Source organism: Sporomusa acidovorans (genome assembly GCF_900101845.1).
GTDB classification, from domain to species: Bacteria; Bacillota; Negativicutes; order Sporomusales; family Sporomusaceae; genus Sporomusa; species Sporomusa acidovorans.
This window is the reverse complement of sequence record NZ_FNAM01000008.1, coordinates 38,089-52,846: the sequence shown is the minus strand read 5'-3', so window position 1 is coordinate 52,846 and position 14,758 is coordinate 38,089. Positions and strand designations below refer to the sequence as shown.

Sequence of the window (14,758 nt, the reverse complement as noted above, 5' to 3'; positions counted from 1 at the left end):
GAAATGGGTAGGGGATTGAAGCTTGTATGTTATATGGTTAAAAACCAAGGGCCGGAGGGCAACTGTTTTTGGCAAAATATAGCAGACCCGAAATGCATCTCCTAATAGTAGGGGATGCATTTTTTATTTCTTTGTTTTAAAGGAGGGGAGAACTTGCCTAGCAAAAGGGCACTGAGCGGCTTGCTGGCAGTACTATTGGTCTTAGTGGCAATTGCCGGTCACGCTAAAGATGGCTTGTCGTTTTCCTGCCAGTTTCCCTATTATTTGGGTAAGGCCAGGGACTCGGTTGCGCCGGGCACACCGACGGCAGCCCTGTTCAGTATTGAAAATCGCAACGCCGCCGCCCAAGAGGCAGTCGTCACCATCAGCCTGCCGCCTGGCTTCCAACCGGCAGGTACTCAGGCAAACTGGGAAATCAACCAGTCGGCAGACCGGTATGTTTTAACTAGAAACGTGCTGCTGGCAGGGGGATACAGTCAGTGGTATGACTTATTGTCCTTGCAGGTGGCGGCAGACTTGCCGCCTGGCAGATACCAGGCGGCCATCACGGCAGGAACAATTACACAACAGGTGCCTGTTACTGTGACAGAAGGTAAAGGCAACGCTGCTGCGGCTCTTACAATAGCCGGTATTGTTTTACCGTTGGACAAAGACGGCAAGACCGATGAACGTATGGGACGCAATACCCTGGTGCTGAGGGACAGGCAATGGGACTATTATAAAAATTTATTGGCAGGCAAGGGGGCTTCTAATCAGGAGATTGAAGCCATTCATCCGGTGACACATCTAGGCGTGGATATTGCCAACTCTGCCGGTGTGCAAAAATTGGTAGTAGTTACCGTCAGACTGTTGGATGCTGTGAGCCATCAACCGGTGAACGGCCTGTTTACCCCCGGTGCGACCAATGAAGATGTTAACGGCGGTGCTCTGGACAGCCAAAAAAATTATTTAGAAGTATTTACGGCCATAAACGGCGATGAGCGGCAACGGCTGCAAATTCCAGTGTATGCGGATGAACGTGATTTGACCGGCGGGGACTATCTGCTGCAGGCAGAGTTACATGACGGGGTAACGTCGACACTGGTCTATGAAGCACCGCTTACTGTTGTGAAAAAAGACAACAGGGCGATGGCCGTAGTCAGCATAGCCGTATTGGCGGTGCTTGCGGGCCTGTTTGTTGCCGTTAGGCGGCTGCGACAGGTGCTGACACTGTTAAAAACACGCTGGCTGGTCACGATCGCACTGTTTGGTGCGGCGGCGTTTGCGATAGTAACGGTACCGTCTACGTTAGCAAATGATTTTTTTCATATAGTAATGGGGCCGTTTAGTGTTTTGATTACCGGCTTATTTAGTGGTGTATTTCTCTACATGATGGTGGTCGCGCTCATTATCCTCATTCCCCGTCCGGGTGTTGTGGCATTGATGACTATTGTCCGGATGCTGTTAGGTATGCTGGCTTTCGGACAAGTTTCCCCCATCAGTCTGTTGTCCTATAGTTTGCAGGCTCTTTTGCTGGAAATCATGATTTATGGCAGCGGCATGTATAGCTGGCTGCAAAAACGGGAGCAGGACAGCCTGCCGGTGGGCAAGATGCTTCTTTTGGCAGTTAGCTGTGGCGCGGCTGATATGATCTCGACCTATGTGGGGTTGCAGGCTATGGCGTTTTTGTATCGCCTGTATTATGCCGCCTGGTATATCGGCATGGTCCTGGTTATAAACGGCTTTATCTATACGGCGGTTGGCGCTGTCTGCGGCATGTTCTTAGGCAACCGGTTAGCCAGAGTGGGAGGGGACTGATTGAATGGATAGTATGGTGGAATTTTGCAATGTTTCATTTACTTATAAGCACCGCAATGCTCCCAGTGTCAATAGGTTCAGCCTACGGATTCTGCCGGGAGAATTTTTGCTGCTCACAGGGGCGACAGGCTGTGGAAAAAGTACCTTGCTAAAAATGCTTAATGGGCTGATTCCTCATGAAAGCGGTGGTGAACTCGACGGAGAGATTATTGTCTGCGGTCAGTCTACGCGCAGTCTGTCCGTGGCGGCGATGAGCCATACGGTAGGTATGGTGTTTCAAAACCCGGATGATCAAATCTTCTCAACAACTGTATTTGATGAAGTGAATTTTGTTCTGGAAAATATGGGAATACCCTTCGTCCAGGCTAAGCCGCAGGTCCTGGAAGCACTGCAACTGGTAGGCTTGTTGGATAAAGCTGAGACGAGCGTACATGCGCTGTCAGGCGGCCAGAAACAACGGCTGGCGGTAGCGGCTGTATTGGCGGCGAAGCCTAAAGTGCTGGCTCTGGACGAACCCATCAGCCAACTGGATCCGCAGGGAGCAGGCGAACTGCTTGCCGTATTGAAACGGCTCAACATTGACCGGGAAATTACCATTGTCCTGGTAGAGCACCGGCTGCATGAGGTATTGCCTTTGTGCCATAGGGTTGCCATTATGGAGGCCGGGAAGCTTATCTGGCAGGGCGGGCGCGAAGCGGCCTATAGCCGCCCGGAACTGTTTGCCGCCTACGGTCTCAGGCTGCCGCAGCCTGTTATGATTTGTCACCAATTAGGAATTGCAGCCCGTTCGGCCGATATCGGTGATGCCGTGGCTGCCATCCGGCAGCGTTACCGTGTGTCTGCTTATGAGCTGCCGGCTGCCTTGCCTAAGCAGGCTGCGGCAGAAGAGCAGCCTCTTAGACAGGCGGCTGTTGCTGTTCGGCAGCTTTCATTTTTTTATAATAGACCGGCGCAACCGGTGCTCAATAACATTGATTTTACCGTTTTTTCCGGGCAGTTTATTGCACTTATGGGGAGTAATGGCGCCGGTAAGTCGACATTGCTGCATCTCATTGGCGGCTTGCTGAAACCAGCGGCCGGGGAGATCCATGTATTGGGGAAAAAGGTTACAGGTGTGTCGTCAGCAGTCGGTATGGTTTTACAAAATCCGGATTTTATGTTATTCAATAATACCGTACAGGAGGAAATCGGCTTTAGTTTGCAGCAGCGCAAGGGAGATAGCTGTGGTTGGAGCGGATACTGTCAGTTGCTGTTGGAAAAATTAGGCCTAACCGGTTTGGAGACGGATTTTCCTTTGGCCTTAAGCCGGGGTCAGCGGCTGCGGGTGGCGATTGCCGCCGTACTGGCCTGTCAGCCTGCCATTCTGCTGTTGGATGAACCGACAACCGGCCAGGATATCGGGCATATTGAAGATATTGCGCAGCTGCTTAAAGAATATACCAGCGCCGGCGGCGCCATTGTTTTTTGTACTCATGATGCGGAGGTGGCCGCACGGTTTGCCGACCGTATTGTCGTTATGCGGCAGGGACGGATTGTGGCCGATGATGTGCCGGCTGCCGTTTTTCAGGATCAGGCTATGCTGGAGTCAGCCGGACTCAAAGCGCCTGCCGCGCTGCTTACGGCACAGGCTTTGTACGGTGGGACGGCGCTTACTGTCGAGGAGGTGGTAGGCTATGTACGACAGAAATGTCTGGGAGGCTTCCCCCGGACAGACTTTGCTTCATAAAATTGACGTCCGGACAAAAATGGTGCTGCTTGTTCTGCTCGCAGCCGCGGTTTTAGTGGTGGATAGTCCGCAGTCGCTCTTTTTGTTATTTTGCCTGGCTCTTTTGTTGCATGCGTTTGCCCGGTCTTCCCTTGCCAGATGGCGTATTCTTATGGTGTTTATCCTGCTTGGCATCTGGGGTTCGATGGCAAGCCAGGCGTTATTTTACAGCAGGGAGCCGCGCACGGTGATTGCCTGCTTGCTGCCACCGGCAACACCGGTTATTGGCGCATTGACCGGCGGGGTATACATCTACCGGGAGGGACTGGAATATGGCGCTGTGCAGGCGTTGCGTTCAGGTACCACGCTAACCTTGGGGCTGTTGATTAACTGGACATCGGACCCTAGGCAGCTGCTGCGCAGCCTGCTGGCTTGGCGTTTTCCTTATGAATTAGGTTTTATGCTGGTCACCGGCCTCAGGTTTTTGCCTGTTATTTTTCAAGAGACGGCTGTGGTGCTGACGGCTCAGCGATTAAGAGGATTTAACCCTCTTCGAACCGTGTCCCCCCGGCGCCTGCTGCAAACCGCTTTTCAAACCTTGTTTCCTATTTTGGCACGGACGCTGCGCCGGGCGGCAACGCTGGCTTCCTCGGTTGAAAGTCGTGGTTTTGGCCGGGAAGTGCCACAAGTGGCGTTGCCGGCATGGCCGCTGGGGGAGCGGTTTCTCTGCTATGGTCTGTTATTGATAATAATCGGAATTATTTTGCTTAAAACCGTGGATGTATTGCAGTTTAACGGTCTTTTCTATCTGCCTTCCTGGCGCAAGCTATATGACTGGATGAAAGTGTGGCTGTAAGGTATGAAAAAGCTAATTACGACAGGGATCGCCCTATTGTTCATTGGTACGCTTGGCGCTTTAGCTGTATATATTTTTGGCATGAACAGCCAGGCCGGCTTCGCCGGCAAACCCAGCGGCACGCAAACAGGTGCTTATGTCAAAGTAATGGAAACCGTATTAGGGCAGATCGAGGTATATAATTATCAGCGGATGGGTTTTAATAAAGGCTTTATCCGCTTTTCGCCAGATGGGCGGTTTCTGGCTGTCGGTTCGGAAACCGGGGAAGTGTTGCTTTATGATACTAAGGGAAAGCTTGTCTGGCGTAAAAATATGGGACTGGGCAAGTTGGCTGCCTTGGAATTTTCACCGGACGGACGTTCGCTGCTTGTTGGTGAAACCAGCCAGCAGGGCTGCCTGATCAGTCTGAACAGCAAAGACGGCCACGTGCAATGGCGTCAGTCCAGTGCGGTTGAACTGGGGGTTGACATTAAAGAAAAAACCTATCCCGGAGTCGTTGCTGTCCGGACAGACGCTGCCGGGATGATTTACGCTGTGGCGCAGCGGTATATTAAACATGCGGACGGACGTAACGAGTATGTGGGGCGCATTTACAAATTTACGCCTGCCGGGGAACGGATAGAAATTTTTCCCGGCGATCACAATTTTGATGCCTGGGTGAGCTGGATCGCTGTGGATGCGGCGGGTCAAAAAATTGCTTTTGCGGCAGCTAATTTCGATGCGGTGAAATATACCTATGACCGGAACTTATATTGCCTGGACGGTAAGCTGGAAAACGTACTATGGAGTAACTATGTGGACATAGTTCCGCCCTATCAGAATGTCACGATGCGCACAAGTCCGGATATGATGCCTGACGGTCGGTATGCCGCCGCTATTGCCAGCGACGGACGCTGTTTTTTGTTTGACGGGGAGCGGGGAGAGGAATTATGGCGGCGCAGTATCAGCCAGCCGCAAAAAATTGGCGGCGTATATATTAACGCCACCGGTAATTACAGCCGAATGATCGGGGAGTATGCCGTTTTTACAACAGGCAATACCTACAACCGGGCCAACTGGCAACTGCCGACACCGGTCGAACACCCCAACTCCAACAGCCTGTTTGTATTCGACCTGCAGGGCAAGCTAATGAATAACTATAAGTTTGGCGGTATGATTGAGGAAATCGCCGCCGGCAACAAGCTGGCAGCCTTAGCGGTGGGCAGAAATGTCCGTTCCAAAGACCCGTCAGTACACGGATTATATATTGTGACAATCCCCGAGACACGTCTTGTCGATTATGCTGCTACCGCAGGTCCCTGTGTTGCCGCTGCCATCAGTGCCGACGGCCGCTATGCGGCGGCTGTCGAAGCGCCCCTGCAACTGGATGACGGGCAGGTCATCGGCGAGTATAAGCTGATTTTGCTGGCAAAAGCGGAAACAAAAGTATTGCATTAAATATAAAATAATTACTGTAAAAACCCCTCAGGTGTAGAATTTTTTGAAAAATACCTCATTTGAGGGATTTACGTTTCGATTCAAATGGATTAATCTGGTAGTAAGAAACTTTTAAAGTTTAACTATGGAATTTAATGTAACAGTTCAAAAAAGAGAATATTGCAGGGATAGGTGCCTGTTGAAAGTTGTGATGCTGACAACCTGAGGGCTTAATAGGGAAGACCGGTGTGATGCCGGCGCGGTCCCGCCACTGTAACGGGGAGTAAATCCGCATACATGTCACTGAAGCATAGCTTTGGGAAGACGCGGGTGAGCTGTGATCCGGAGCCAGGAGAACTGCCTGTCTGACAATCGCCGTGTGACCTACGAATGATGGGGAGGAGATTATGAAAACTGTAAGTAGGGGTTAACCCTAGTGACAGTTGATACTGAGGCTGCTCCCGTCGTTGAAACGGGAGCTTTTTTCATCTAATAGCCGCATAGGACAACTGGCTTTCAAACTTAATATGGAGGTGACACAGTTTTGATCAGTACAAAAGGAGGGATCTTCACATGGTGTAAGTTATCTTAGGTACCTGGAAACAGTAACCTTTTTGAAGTTATGAAATCTATCCGTTTGCAGATCTTTATCCACCCGTTAGCGGAATGGTGGTAATTCTAAACGACAAAGACTGAAGGTAAGGGAAAAGATGTATTGGTCAAAATATTGGGAGATTTTTGATCAGGCTAAGCAAGGGTTTTGTATTTTTAACTGCAGATTTGAAATTATTTACGCGAATAATAAGGCCAAACAGTTGCTTGGCAACAGCGTCACAGGCTTGTACAAGCAGCTAAAAGGCGTTTGCCGGCATTTTAAAGCTATGGCCAAGGAAACAAGTTTATCTAATTATAGCGGTACGTTAAGCCGGCAACCGGCAGTCATTAATTTTACCTGTTTTTCGTTTTATTCAGCAGAGCAAAGCTTTATTATGATAGTTTTTGACTATCGAGTGGATGAGCAGCTTGCGTCAAGAAACAAAGTAGTGCTTACATTACGGGAAAAAGAAATTCTGCGGGCGGTTGCTGCCGGAAAAACCAATAAAGAAATCAGTGAAATGCTGAGCATTGGTTTTGAAACCGTAAAATCGCACATTCGAAACCTGTTTGCCAAAACGGGGACAAGCTCCCGGGCTGAACTTATCAGCAAATATTGCCACTTTGACAATAGTAGTACGCTTACCTGAGGCATAGTCAAAAATTCTGAATAAACTCAAGGCGATGTTTTTTACATACCAATCTTGAATCAGTAAGGGGTAATGTGTGTTATGAAACATGACCAAATTGAAATGCTGGTTAATAAACTGTTGAGTTATGGCTATCATCAATACCAGATAAAACAAATGATCAGCGATGCTATTGAGAAGGGTCCGGCTGATGACGACGGTGTACAGGAACAATTGATTATAGAAGTTTTGGAGGGGTATGTGGAATTTGGTGCCAAATGTAAAACAAATGAGAAAGCTTAGTAAATAGTTAAACTACCTCATTTGAGGTAGTTATAGGCTGTCGTATTTTGCGATAGTATGGAAATATAAGCGACATTTGGAATTATCAGGAACAGCGGCAAAACGGCATGTTTGCCTGCCGCAGGACGAATTTATAGAAGGAGCTTGGCGATGAAGAACTTATTACTACTAGCACTCCTATGGTGTATGTTACATCCCGGTATTCCTGTTTGGGCCGCCGAACAGGCGGAAAAATCTCCGCTGGACTGGGAACTTAGCGTTCGGCCGAAACCAACAGCGGAAGAACTGGAACGGCAGCGCTGGTCCGGAGTATTCGCCAATGACATTGGCCTGTACTTGTTTGACAATCAATCGCTGCACGTCGATGAAACCGATAAAAACCTGGTGCATGTCCTGGTAAGAACCATTTTTGCCGATCCGAAAATCATTGACAAGCTAAACGAAAGATATAAAGAAAAACTCGGCAAAGATGATAAGGTCGCCGCCAGCGAAATGGAGATGGTTTTTCAACTAAAAGCTAAACGGTATGCGGTAACCGCGACCAAGGTAGTGAGCGAACGGGGAATCGTGCTGGAAGACACCAAAAAAACCGCCAGTTTTGTTGCTGTTACGCCTAAGACCTTTGCGGAATCGATGTACTACATTGCGCAAAACTATGACAGAAACCAATAGCTCCGGCCACTGCGCCGACGCGAGCGGAAACTAATTTATGCGGAAATACGGAAACACGGGAAAACAGCATATCGGGTACAGGTGCCCGCAAGGGCCTAACAGAGAAGACCGGTGCAATGCCGGCGCGGTCCCGCCACTGTAATGGGGAGCAAAGCCAAAGTACGGCCGAAAAGACTGTACTTGCCACTGGGATAGAAATCCCGGGAAGGCTTGGCCAAGCAATGAACCGGAGCCAGGAGAACTGCCTGTACGACAATCACCGTTACAATAGACCTACGAGCGATAGGGAGGGGATTGCGGCAAACGGCCGGCTAGGGTATGAGGTCGCTGACGTAACCGGATCAACTCCCGCAAGGGAGTTTTTCTTATTATGTTATGTATGAAGCTGAAAAACTTCATACAGTTGAAAAAGGAGAGGTTTTGTAGTGAGGTCATGGAGGTTAAAGAAGAAAGCCCTGGCGGTGAGTGTCGCCTGTGCGCTGTCGCTGGGCACCGCGCAGCAGCTTGACAGCCTGGCGTATGCGGCCGGCGACGAGTCTGTGCAAACGGCCGGCGAAGCCGCAGGGGCAGGCGGCAGCGAGCCGGTGCAGGCAACGCAGAAAACTGCACCGGACAGTAAAGCGGCGCCGGCGGCAGGTGAAGCCGCAAAAACGCCGGAAGGCGGACAAGCCAAGGCGGCAGCAGGCGATGCGGCCGGCAGTGACAAGGCAGGGGCCGGGGAATATGACCTGCCGGCGCTGACGGTCGAGGCGCCGCGGCCGGACTGGGAGTCCAAACTGTCGCCGGGGACGGTGACTGTCATCCGGCCGTCGGATTACCGCGGCGAACAGAAATCCCTGGCCGAACTCTTAAAAACTGTACCGGGCGTCCATGTCCGGGAAGTTAACGGCAAAGGGCAGTACACCACCGTCAGCGTCCGCGGCTCGACGGCCGCTCAGGTCGGGGTGTTCGTCGACGGCGTGCTGTTCACGCTGGGCGGCGATGCGGCCGCCGATATCTCCACCATTCCGATTAAGAACGTTGAACGCATTGAGGTGTACCGCGGCTATATCCCGGCGCGGTTTGGCGGCACCTTCATGGGCGGTGTTATCAACATCGTGACCAAACGCCCGACCAAATCAGACATCAGCGCCTCGGTCGGCAAAAGCTCTTACGGCGGCTACAAGGGCAGCCTGGAAGTCGACGCCCCGCTGGGCAAGGGCAGTCTGATGGTGGGCGTCAACCGGGAGCAAAGCGACGGTGATTTCCCCTATACGAACTACTCGAGTTCGTTGGCGGTGGCTGACCTGGATAAGGATATGGCGCTGATGGACACAACCATGGCCCTTTGGCATACTCAGTCGATCCTTAAATTTGGGTCTACGTGGACAGACAGTGTTGGAAATACATCTTCGGGCTATGGCATTCTGACCAATGCCCAAGCGTCTTATTATGCAGCAAATCTTGATGCATGGAAGACGTGGGCGTATGGAGATGATGATGGGGATGGTAAGACCAACCTTTATGAAACTGTTTATGATTATTACTATACAAAGTATTCCGGTAATGCTACCAAAGCGGAGACCAAAACGACAAAGATAGTTAACTCGGTAGATTCTTCTACAAGCACAGATTATCAAGGATGGTTAAAGCAAAAAGCTGCCGATCAGGCCAAAAAAGACCAGTTGGGCGACGGGACACGCTACCGCAAGTACAACGACTACAAAAACACCGACGCTATCATCAAATGGCAGGACGATCACTGGACGGCCAAGGCCACCTGGAAGGAGATCGACCGTCATCTGCCCAATCCGCTGACGCCAGATAGTAGTCATAACGAGGCGTATGTAGATGCCGAAGATACCAGAATTATTAACATGGAGAAGAAGCAAAAAATCATTACCAAGGAACTGCAGCTTGGGCGCCGGGATACGGTGGGCAAGCTGGAATGGGGCTGGTCGGTTAATTATCTGGATTCCACTAAAAGTTATCGCAGCTATCCTTCCGTTTATGATTCTGTAGATTATTATTGGAAGACACCTTTCCGCAAATGGAGCGAGTTTGACTCCCAGCGCTGGGGCGGCAGCATTGACGGGACATATAAAGCCGGTGACCGCCATCTGCTGGAGTTCCTACTCAGCTACTCCAAGGAGAGCATGCATGTGCGCGGTTCGCTGGTAACCGACGGCACCAATCCCGACCCGGTGCGGTACCGCACCTACTATACCCAGGAACTTTGGAACCTGCAGCTCCAGGACACCATTACCCTGAACGACACCGGCGATCTGTGGTTGACCCCGAGTATCCGCTACAACTCCAGCACCACCTACGGCTCCAACCCGCTGGACTATGACGCGCAGCACCAGTGGAACAAGGAGATCGAGCAGACCTCCGGCAAAACGACCTGGCAGCTGGCCCTGAAAAAAAAGGTCAACGACCACCTGACCTTGCGGGCCACCGGCGGCAGTTACTACCGCCTGCTCAATCTCTATGAGATCGCCGGCGACGGCGCTGGCATCCTGCCGGCACCGGCAATCTACAAGAATGGCAGCTTGGTATCGTCCTTCCCGCTGCCGGAGGAAGGCAAGCAGTGGGACGTGACCGCCATTTGGAATAACCGCCTGCTGGGGGCGGACAGCAATATTCAACTGACTTATTTCGGCCGCAATGCCAAAAATTTGCTGCAGCTCTGGCGCTACGGCTACGACTACTGGTGCTACAGCAACAGCGCCGAAGGACGGGTCCGCGGGCTGGAACTGCAGACCAACCTGAGCTGGGCGAAATGGGATCTGAATCTGGCGGCCACCTATATGGACACCAAAGCCAAACGCCGTGATACCTCCGCCACCGGCGACAATACCTACTATGACATCCATACCAGCTATACGCCGGACTGGGAAGGTTCGGCGCGGCTGACCTACCGGCCGGACAATAGGAACTCTATCTTCGGCGAAGTCAAATATGTCGGAAAAATGTATACCTCCTACAGTACCTACGACAATGACGCCATAGAGTCGCTGACAACGGTAGGCCTGGGGGTCAAGCATAAATTCCGCAAAGATGTGGAACTGGTCGTGGGCGTCGACGACCTCTGCAATGCTGGCCCGAAAGTCAAAGGGGGCTGGAATGGAAATTACATTTATAACATGGAGTACCCCTATCAGGGGCGTACCTATTACACGACACTGCAGTACAATTTTTAAACAGGGACAGCCTGTAAAGGGGGTGAGGCCAATGGGCTGGCTAGGTTACGCGGCACGGGAAGACCAAGCAGAAAATAGCCGAAAAATAAAAAACAGGGAGTGGAAAACAGCGACGCCGCCTTCTTCAACTTCTTCCAGGGCCTTAACAGCCGTCTGGTACTGCGGCAGTATACGTATAGCACGACTGATCTAAAAGCCAACCAGATCATCGCTCCGCAGGGGACCTGGACCAGCCCGCTGGCCAGCCAGACCTGGTCGGCCGTGGCTAATCTGCACGCGGTGGCAACCTCCGGCAGCTATCTCTATGCTACCGGCTATGATTTGGCCAAAATTGCGCTTGTCGATATGAGTAATAGTTACAGCCAAACGGCCAGCTATGATTTCCTGTCTTCCCTGGCAGTAACGGGGGCATCTTATCACGGCGAAGGGCTGGCGGTCTATAACGGGTATCTTTATGCGCTGTACACCTGCAATCCCAGCGGTGGATATTCCACCTATGACGACAGCTATGTGGTCCAATACGAAATAGACGAAGATGACGGCATTTTAACATATAAGAGCTATGTACGGGTCGGCAAGAATGCCTTTACGTTGGAACTGTATGAGAATAAACTGTATATCTGCGCGCTGGGCGGCATGCAAAATGGCGGCAACTACAACACCGCCACCTGCCTGAGCATTGTCACCATTGGCAGCAACAATAGCATGACTGCTGCCAACGTATCGCTGGCTACCGGGATGAGCGGCGATTTCCGCGATATTTCGATTGCCAACGGCAGCAACGCCTATATCCTGCTGGGCTATTACGACAGCAGCTATGCCAAACTGGTAGGAAAAATTTATCACAGCACGGTGGCCAACCTGGCATCGCCGGCAACTGGACAGAAGCGGTGAGCATCAATAATGCGGGCTACTTATGGGGGTCAAGCCGAAGCCTCGCCGACGCGGCTCTGGTATATCAAGGGCAACAGCATTGACGTCTACGGTTCGCTGCCGACAACCACCGGCGCGACGCCGACCAGCTTCAGCACCAGCAATCTGGCGGGCAGCACCGGCTATACCGCGCTCAATTCGGCCTGCTTCATTGCGCCCGACACCTCGTTGACTGCTGCCAGTGCAGCGCGGCCGGCGCATGTGGCCAAATCTCTCGCTTCCCATATCCGTCTGGCCCGCGAACTGGCGGAAAAACTCGCGGTGAAAAAATAGCGTTGCCTAGTCATTGGAATGTGGTTTAGCGCTATGCCCAGCCAAGAGCAGAGCAAAAAGCCGCCCTCATCCTGTGAGGGCGGTCTGCTCCGGCGGGCAAGCCGGAAAAGGAATAACTTCCTTTAATTGGAAAATGTGATATAATAGTAATACAGGCTGAGCTGCGACGGTTAGCTCCTTCCTTTTTCGGGAAGGAGGTGGTAGGGATGTCAATCTTTGAGGCAATGTATCTCATGATAGCATTTGCGTCACTGATTGTGCTCATTATAAACCGGAAATAACCGCCCCGGCCAAGGATGCGGTTATTTCTTGATACCGTTAGCTGGGCTAACCGTTACCGGTTAGGCAGCCTGGCAGGCTGGCGTGTGTCGAGCACGTCAGCCTTTTTATATTATACATTTACACCGCCAAATATGCAACGCCTGGAAAAACGGAAAGGAAAAAAATTCTGATAAAATGTGGTGATAAGGAGGCAATCCCATGAATCTGCGGGTAATACTGCCTGACAACAGGCGGCTGGGGACCGGCTGGCGGCCGCCGCTGCCTGATCTGCGCGACTATGACGAGGCCCACCCGAAACTGGCGGTCGCGCTGCAAAAGCTGGGGATCGACGATACGGTCCCGCTACCGCAGCAAGTGGATCTGCGGCAGTGGTGCTCACCGGTGCAGGACCAGGGGGAACTGGGTGCCTGCACCGCCCACGCGGCGGTAGGCATTATCGAGTATTTTGAAAACCGTTCTTATTCCCGGAGCATTACCGCTTCCCGCCTGTTTATTTATAAAAATGCGCGTAATCTCCAGGGCGTAACCGGCGATCAGGGAACGTATATCCGGGATACGATGGGCGCGCTGGCCTTGTGCGGCGTGCCGCCGGAAAAATACTGGCCCTATACCGACAAGGCGCCAGCGTTTGACAGGGAGCCGGCCTCTTTCGTCTACGCCGTGACGACAACTATGAGGCTCTGCAGTATTTTTGCCACGACGCGGCCGGCGGCGCTAAAACCCCGGCGGAAGTGTTGGCAAGCGTGAAAAAATATCTGGCTGCCAGTATTCCGGCGATGCTCGGTTTTTACGGCTTTCCTTCGTTTGCCGAGTCGGATGTGGCCGGCGGCATTCCCTACCCCGGCGCGGTCGAACAGGCTGAGTGGGGGCACGCGGTGGCTGCCGTGGGCTATGATGATGCTGTCGTCATCAAAAATACCAGGTACAACCAGGAAACTAGCGGCGCTCTCTTGATCCGCAATTCCTGGGGCAGTGCCTGGGGCGAGGCGGGCTATGGCTGGCTGCCGTACGCGTATGTTCTGAATAAGCTGGCGAGTGATTTTTGGTCGCTGCTGACGATGGAATGGCTGGAAGCAGATCAATTTGGTATTTAATATAGGAAAGAAGGGCCGTAGAAACATGAGTATTCTTGATTGGTTTAACAATTTAATAAAAACGGAAGCGAGACATTCTGTGTTTACTCCTGGCCCGGCCGATATAGAGACCATTGAATTTAAGGAGGGGCAGCATTATTTCCGCCTGCGGCTGGCGGACATGTTCTTAAAAGACGACCGTAAACTGTTCCGCAGTTATGTCCCGGTAGTCTCTTCCAGCGTGCAGCTGCAGTTTGGCTCCAATGCGGCGCAGGAATTACCCTACCTTGCCGGGCCGCTCGCGCTAAATCTTGACGGCAATTCTCTGGGGAAAGGGATAGAACTCAATTATTCTTTAACCAACCTGGTGCCGTATTATCGCTGAAAAACGGCTATTTTGCTGTTATTGCCGCCGATGCGGCTACGTTTAAAACGGAAAAATTATTTGTAAAAAATTTTCAGCTGCAGTTTGGGGATGATTTGCAATCGGCTAAACCGCTTACCGGTTACGATTATATGCTGTTCCTGATCGAAGCGGCTTTGTACCGGGATGATTTCCGGTATTTTGACGACTATGGCAGTCTTATGGATACGGCGATTGAAAAGGGCATGACCAACAAATCTGACGGCGATGCTGTCCTGAAAACAGTCATGCTGGCAGTCTTTAAGTCCGATGATCTGACCTATGTGGATAAAACCCGGGTGGCAGCCGCATTGAAAGCGGAGTATGAAGAACGGATAGCTTTTCAAAGCAAACCGGGCAGCAAGGCCTGCGAAAATCCACAGTGGTTGAATGACAGGGTGCTGGCACTTGATCCTGATACGGTTTCGCGGCGAATTTCGCCATTTTTGGCAAATAAAGATTTGAATGAGGCGGCCATTGCCGATCAGATTATTGCTCTGGTCATGAATGCTGAAATCCAGTGATGTAGTTGTCCGTTATCCGGGGACCAGGGTTGGCGATGAACTGCAAGGCTGACTGTTTAAAGAATTTGAAGGGCTTGACGGGCGATAAGCACGTTAACCCTTCAAATTGTTTTATG

Annotated in this window: 17 protein-coding genes and 2 riboswitches; all 17 genes read left to right on the top strand. The window is 51.5% G+C overall.

Annotated elements, in window-relative coordinates:
- The first annotated feature begins 153 nt into the window (after positions 1 to 153).
- The 17 genes from BLR65_RS07720 to BLR65_RS07660 all read left to right on the top strand — a co-directional run bounded on the left by BLR65_RS07720 (position 154) and on the right by BLR65_RS07660 (position 14,642).
- Positions 154 to 1,797: a hypothetical protein gene (locus tag BLR65_RS07720; protein ID WP_093793614.1), complete on the top strand. Its 1,644-nt coding sequence runs from the start codon at positions 154 to 156 to the stop codon at positions 1,795 to 1,797.
- A gap of 4 nt (positions 1,798 to 1,801) precedes the next feature.
- Positions 1,802 to 3,523, top strand: a complete 1,722-nt coding sequence (locus BLR65_RS07715; protein ID WP_093793613.1) for an ABC transporter ATP-binding protein — start codon at positions 1,802 to 1,804, stop codon at positions 3,521 to 3,523.
- The gene (locus BLR65_RS07710; RefSeq protein WP_093793612.1) at positions 3,471 to 4,358 is read left to right on the top strand and encodes an energy-coupling factor transporter transmembrane component T family protein; all 888 of its coding nucleotides are present in this window, start codon (positions 3,471 to 3,473) and stop codon (positions 4,356 to 4,358) included. Before BLR65_RS07715 ends, BLR65_RS07710 begins: the two co-directional genes overlap by 53 nt.
- A 3-nt stretch (positions 4,359 to 4,361) precedes the next feature.
- Positions 4,362 to 5,795, top strand: coding sequence for a WD40 repeat domain-containing protein (locus BLR65_RS07705; protein WP_093793611.1), 1,434 nt, complete (start codon positions 4,362 to 4,364; stop codon positions 5,793 to 5,795).
- Between the two features lie 152 nt (positions 5,796 to 5,947).
- A riboswitch (cobalamin riboswitch) is annotated at positions 5,948 to 6,153 on the top strand.
- 331 nt (positions 6,154 to 6,484) lie between these two features.
- Positions 6,485 to 7,018 carry a helix-turn-helix transcriptional regulator gene (locus BLR65_RS07700; RefSeq protein ID WP_093793610.1) on the top strand — a complete coding sequence of 178 codons (534 nt, stop codon included), beginning with the start codon at positions 6,485 to 6,487 and terminating at the stop codon, positions 7,016 to 7,018.
- An 81-nt stretch (positions 7,019 to 7,099) separates the two neighbouring features.
- Complete coding sequence (locus tag BLR65_RS07695; RefSeq protein WP_093793609.1) at positions 7,100 to 7,300, top strand: hypothetical protein; 201 nt, start codon at positions 7,100 to 7,102, stop codon at positions 7,298 to 7,300.
- Positions 7,301 to 7,450: 150 nt separating this feature from the next.
- Positions 7,451 to 7,972, top strand: coding sequence for a hypothetical protein (locus BLR65_RS07690; protein ID WP_093793608.1), 522 nt, complete (start codon positions 7,451 to 7,453; stop codon positions 7,970 to 7,972).
- A 62-nt stretch (positions 7,973 to 8,034) separates the two neighbouring features.
- A riboswitch (cobalamin riboswitch) is annotated at positions 8,035 to 8,235 on the top strand.
- A 162-nt stretch (positions 8,236 to 8,397) separates the two neighbouring features.
- Positions 8,398 to 11,154: a TonB-dependent receptor plug domain-containing protein gene (locus BLR65_RS07685; RefSeq protein WP_245692588.1), complete on the top strand. Its 2,757-nt coding sequence runs from the start codon at positions 8,398 to 8,400 to the stop codon at positions 11,152 to 11,154.
- A gap of 31 nt (positions 11,155 to 11,185) precedes the next feature.
- Complete coding sequence (locus tag BLR65_RS29620) at positions 11,186 to 11,347, top strand: hypothetical protein (protein WP_169716941.1); 162 nt, start codon at positions 11,186 to 11,188, stop codon at positions 11,345 to 11,347.
- Positions 11,348 to 11,415: 68 nt separating this feature from the next.
- Positions 11,416 to 12,048: a hypothetical protein gene (locus BLR65_RS07680; RefSeq protein WP_143122526.1), complete on the top strand. Its 633-nt coding sequence runs from the start codon at positions 11,416 to 11,418 to the stop codon at positions 12,046 to 12,048.
- 9 nt (positions 12,049 to 12,057) lie between these two features.
- Complete coding sequence (locus BLR65_RS07675) at positions 12,058 to 12,360, top strand: hypothetical protein (RefSeq protein WP_093793606.1); 303 nt, start codon at positions 12,058 to 12,060, stop codon at positions 12,358 to 12,360.
- A 206-nt stretch (positions 12,361 to 12,566) separates the two neighbouring features.
- A complete protein-coding gene (locus tag BLR65_RS31735; protein WP_222428203.1) occupies positions 12,567 to 12,641 on the top strand; it encodes a putative holin-like toxin in 75 nt (24 codons plus the stop codon).
- 15 nt (positions 12,642 to 12,656) lie between these two features.
- Positions 12,657 to 12,812 (top strand): hypothetical protein, encoded by a 156-nt coding sequence (locus tag BLR65_RS29615; protein ID WP_176772710.1) that lies wholly within the window; start codon positions 12,657 to 12,659, stop codon positions 12,810 to 12,812.
- 28 nt (positions 12,813 to 12,840) lie between these two features.
- Complete coding sequence (locus BLR65_RS30405; protein WP_211285180.1) at positions 12,841 to 13,389, top strand: C1 family peptidase; 549 nt, start codon at positions 12,841 to 12,843, stop codon at positions 13,387 to 13,389.
- A complete protein-coding gene (locus BLR65_RS30400; protein ID WP_211285179.1) occupies positions 13,386 to 13,736 on the top strand; it encodes a C1 family peptidase in 351 nt (116 codons plus the stop codon). The genes BLR65_RS30405 and BLR65_RS30400 overlap by 4 nt, the downstream gene beginning before the upstream one ends.
- A gap of 25 nt (positions 13,737 to 13,761) precedes the next feature.
- Positions 13,762 to 14,100 (top strand): hypothetical protein, encoded by a 339-nt coding sequence (locus tag BLR65_RS07665; RefSeq protein WP_094607932.1) that lies wholly within the window; start codon positions 13,762 to 13,764, stop codon positions 14,098 to 14,100.
- Positions 14,101 to 14,195: 95 nt separating this feature from the next.
- Positions 14,196 to 14,642 (top strand): hypothetical protein, encoded by a 447-nt coding sequence (locus BLR65_RS07660; RefSeq protein ID WP_093793604.1) that lies wholly within the window; start codon positions 14,196 to 14,198, stop codon positions 14,640 to 14,642.
- Positions 14,643 to 14,758 lie beyond the last annotated feature (116 nt).

What these genes read in the sequence shown, in the direction of transcription:
- BLR65_RS07715 (WP_093793613.1), top strand. Translation starts at nt 1,802, where the DNA reads ATGGATAGTATGGTGGAATTTTGCAATGTTTCATTTACTTATAAGCAC.
- BLR65_RS07710 (WP_093793612.1), top strand. Translation starts at nt 3,471, where the DNA reads ATGTACGACAGAAATGTCTGGGAGGCTTCCCCCGGACAGACTTTGCTT.
- BLR65_RS07705 (WP_093793611.1), top strand. Translation starts at nt 4,362, where the DNA reads ATGAAAAAGCTAATTACGACAGGGATCGCCCTATTGTTCATTGGTACG.
- BLR65_RS07700 (WP_093793610.1), top strand. Translation starts at nt 6,485, where the DNA reads ATGTATTGGTCAAAATATTGGGAGATTTTTGATCAGGCTAAGCAAGGG.
- BLR65_RS07695 (WP_093793609.1), top strand. Translation starts at nt 7,100, where the DNA reads ATGAAACATGACCAAATTGAAATGCTGGTTAATAAACTGTTGAGTTAT.
- BLR65_RS07690 (WP_093793608.1), top strand. Translation starts at nt 7,451, where the DNA reads ATGAAGAACTTATTACTACTAGCACTCCTATGGTGTATGTTACATCCC.
- BLR65_RS29620 (WP_169716941.1), top strand. Translation starts at nt 11,186, where the DNA reads ATGGGCTGGCTAGGTTACGCGGCACGGGAAGACCAAGCAGAAAATAGC.
- BLR65_RS07675 (WP_093793606.1), top strand. Translation starts at nt 12,058, where the DNA reads ATGCGGGCTACTTATGGGGGTCAAGCCGAAGCCTCGCCGACGCGGCTC.
- BLR65_RS29615 (WP_176772710.1), top strand. Translation starts at nt 12,657, where the DNA reads ATGCGGTTATTTCTTGATACCGTTAGCTGGGCTAACCGTTACCGGTTA.
- BLR65_RS30405 (WP_211285180.1), top strand. Translation starts at nt 12,841, where the DNA reads ATGAATCTGCGGGTAATACTGCCTGACAACAGGCGGCTGGGGACCGGC.
- BLR65_RS07665 (WP_094607932.1), top strand. Translation starts at nt 13,762, where the DNA reads ATGAGTATTCTTGATTGGTTTAACAATTTAATAAAAACGGAAGCGAGA.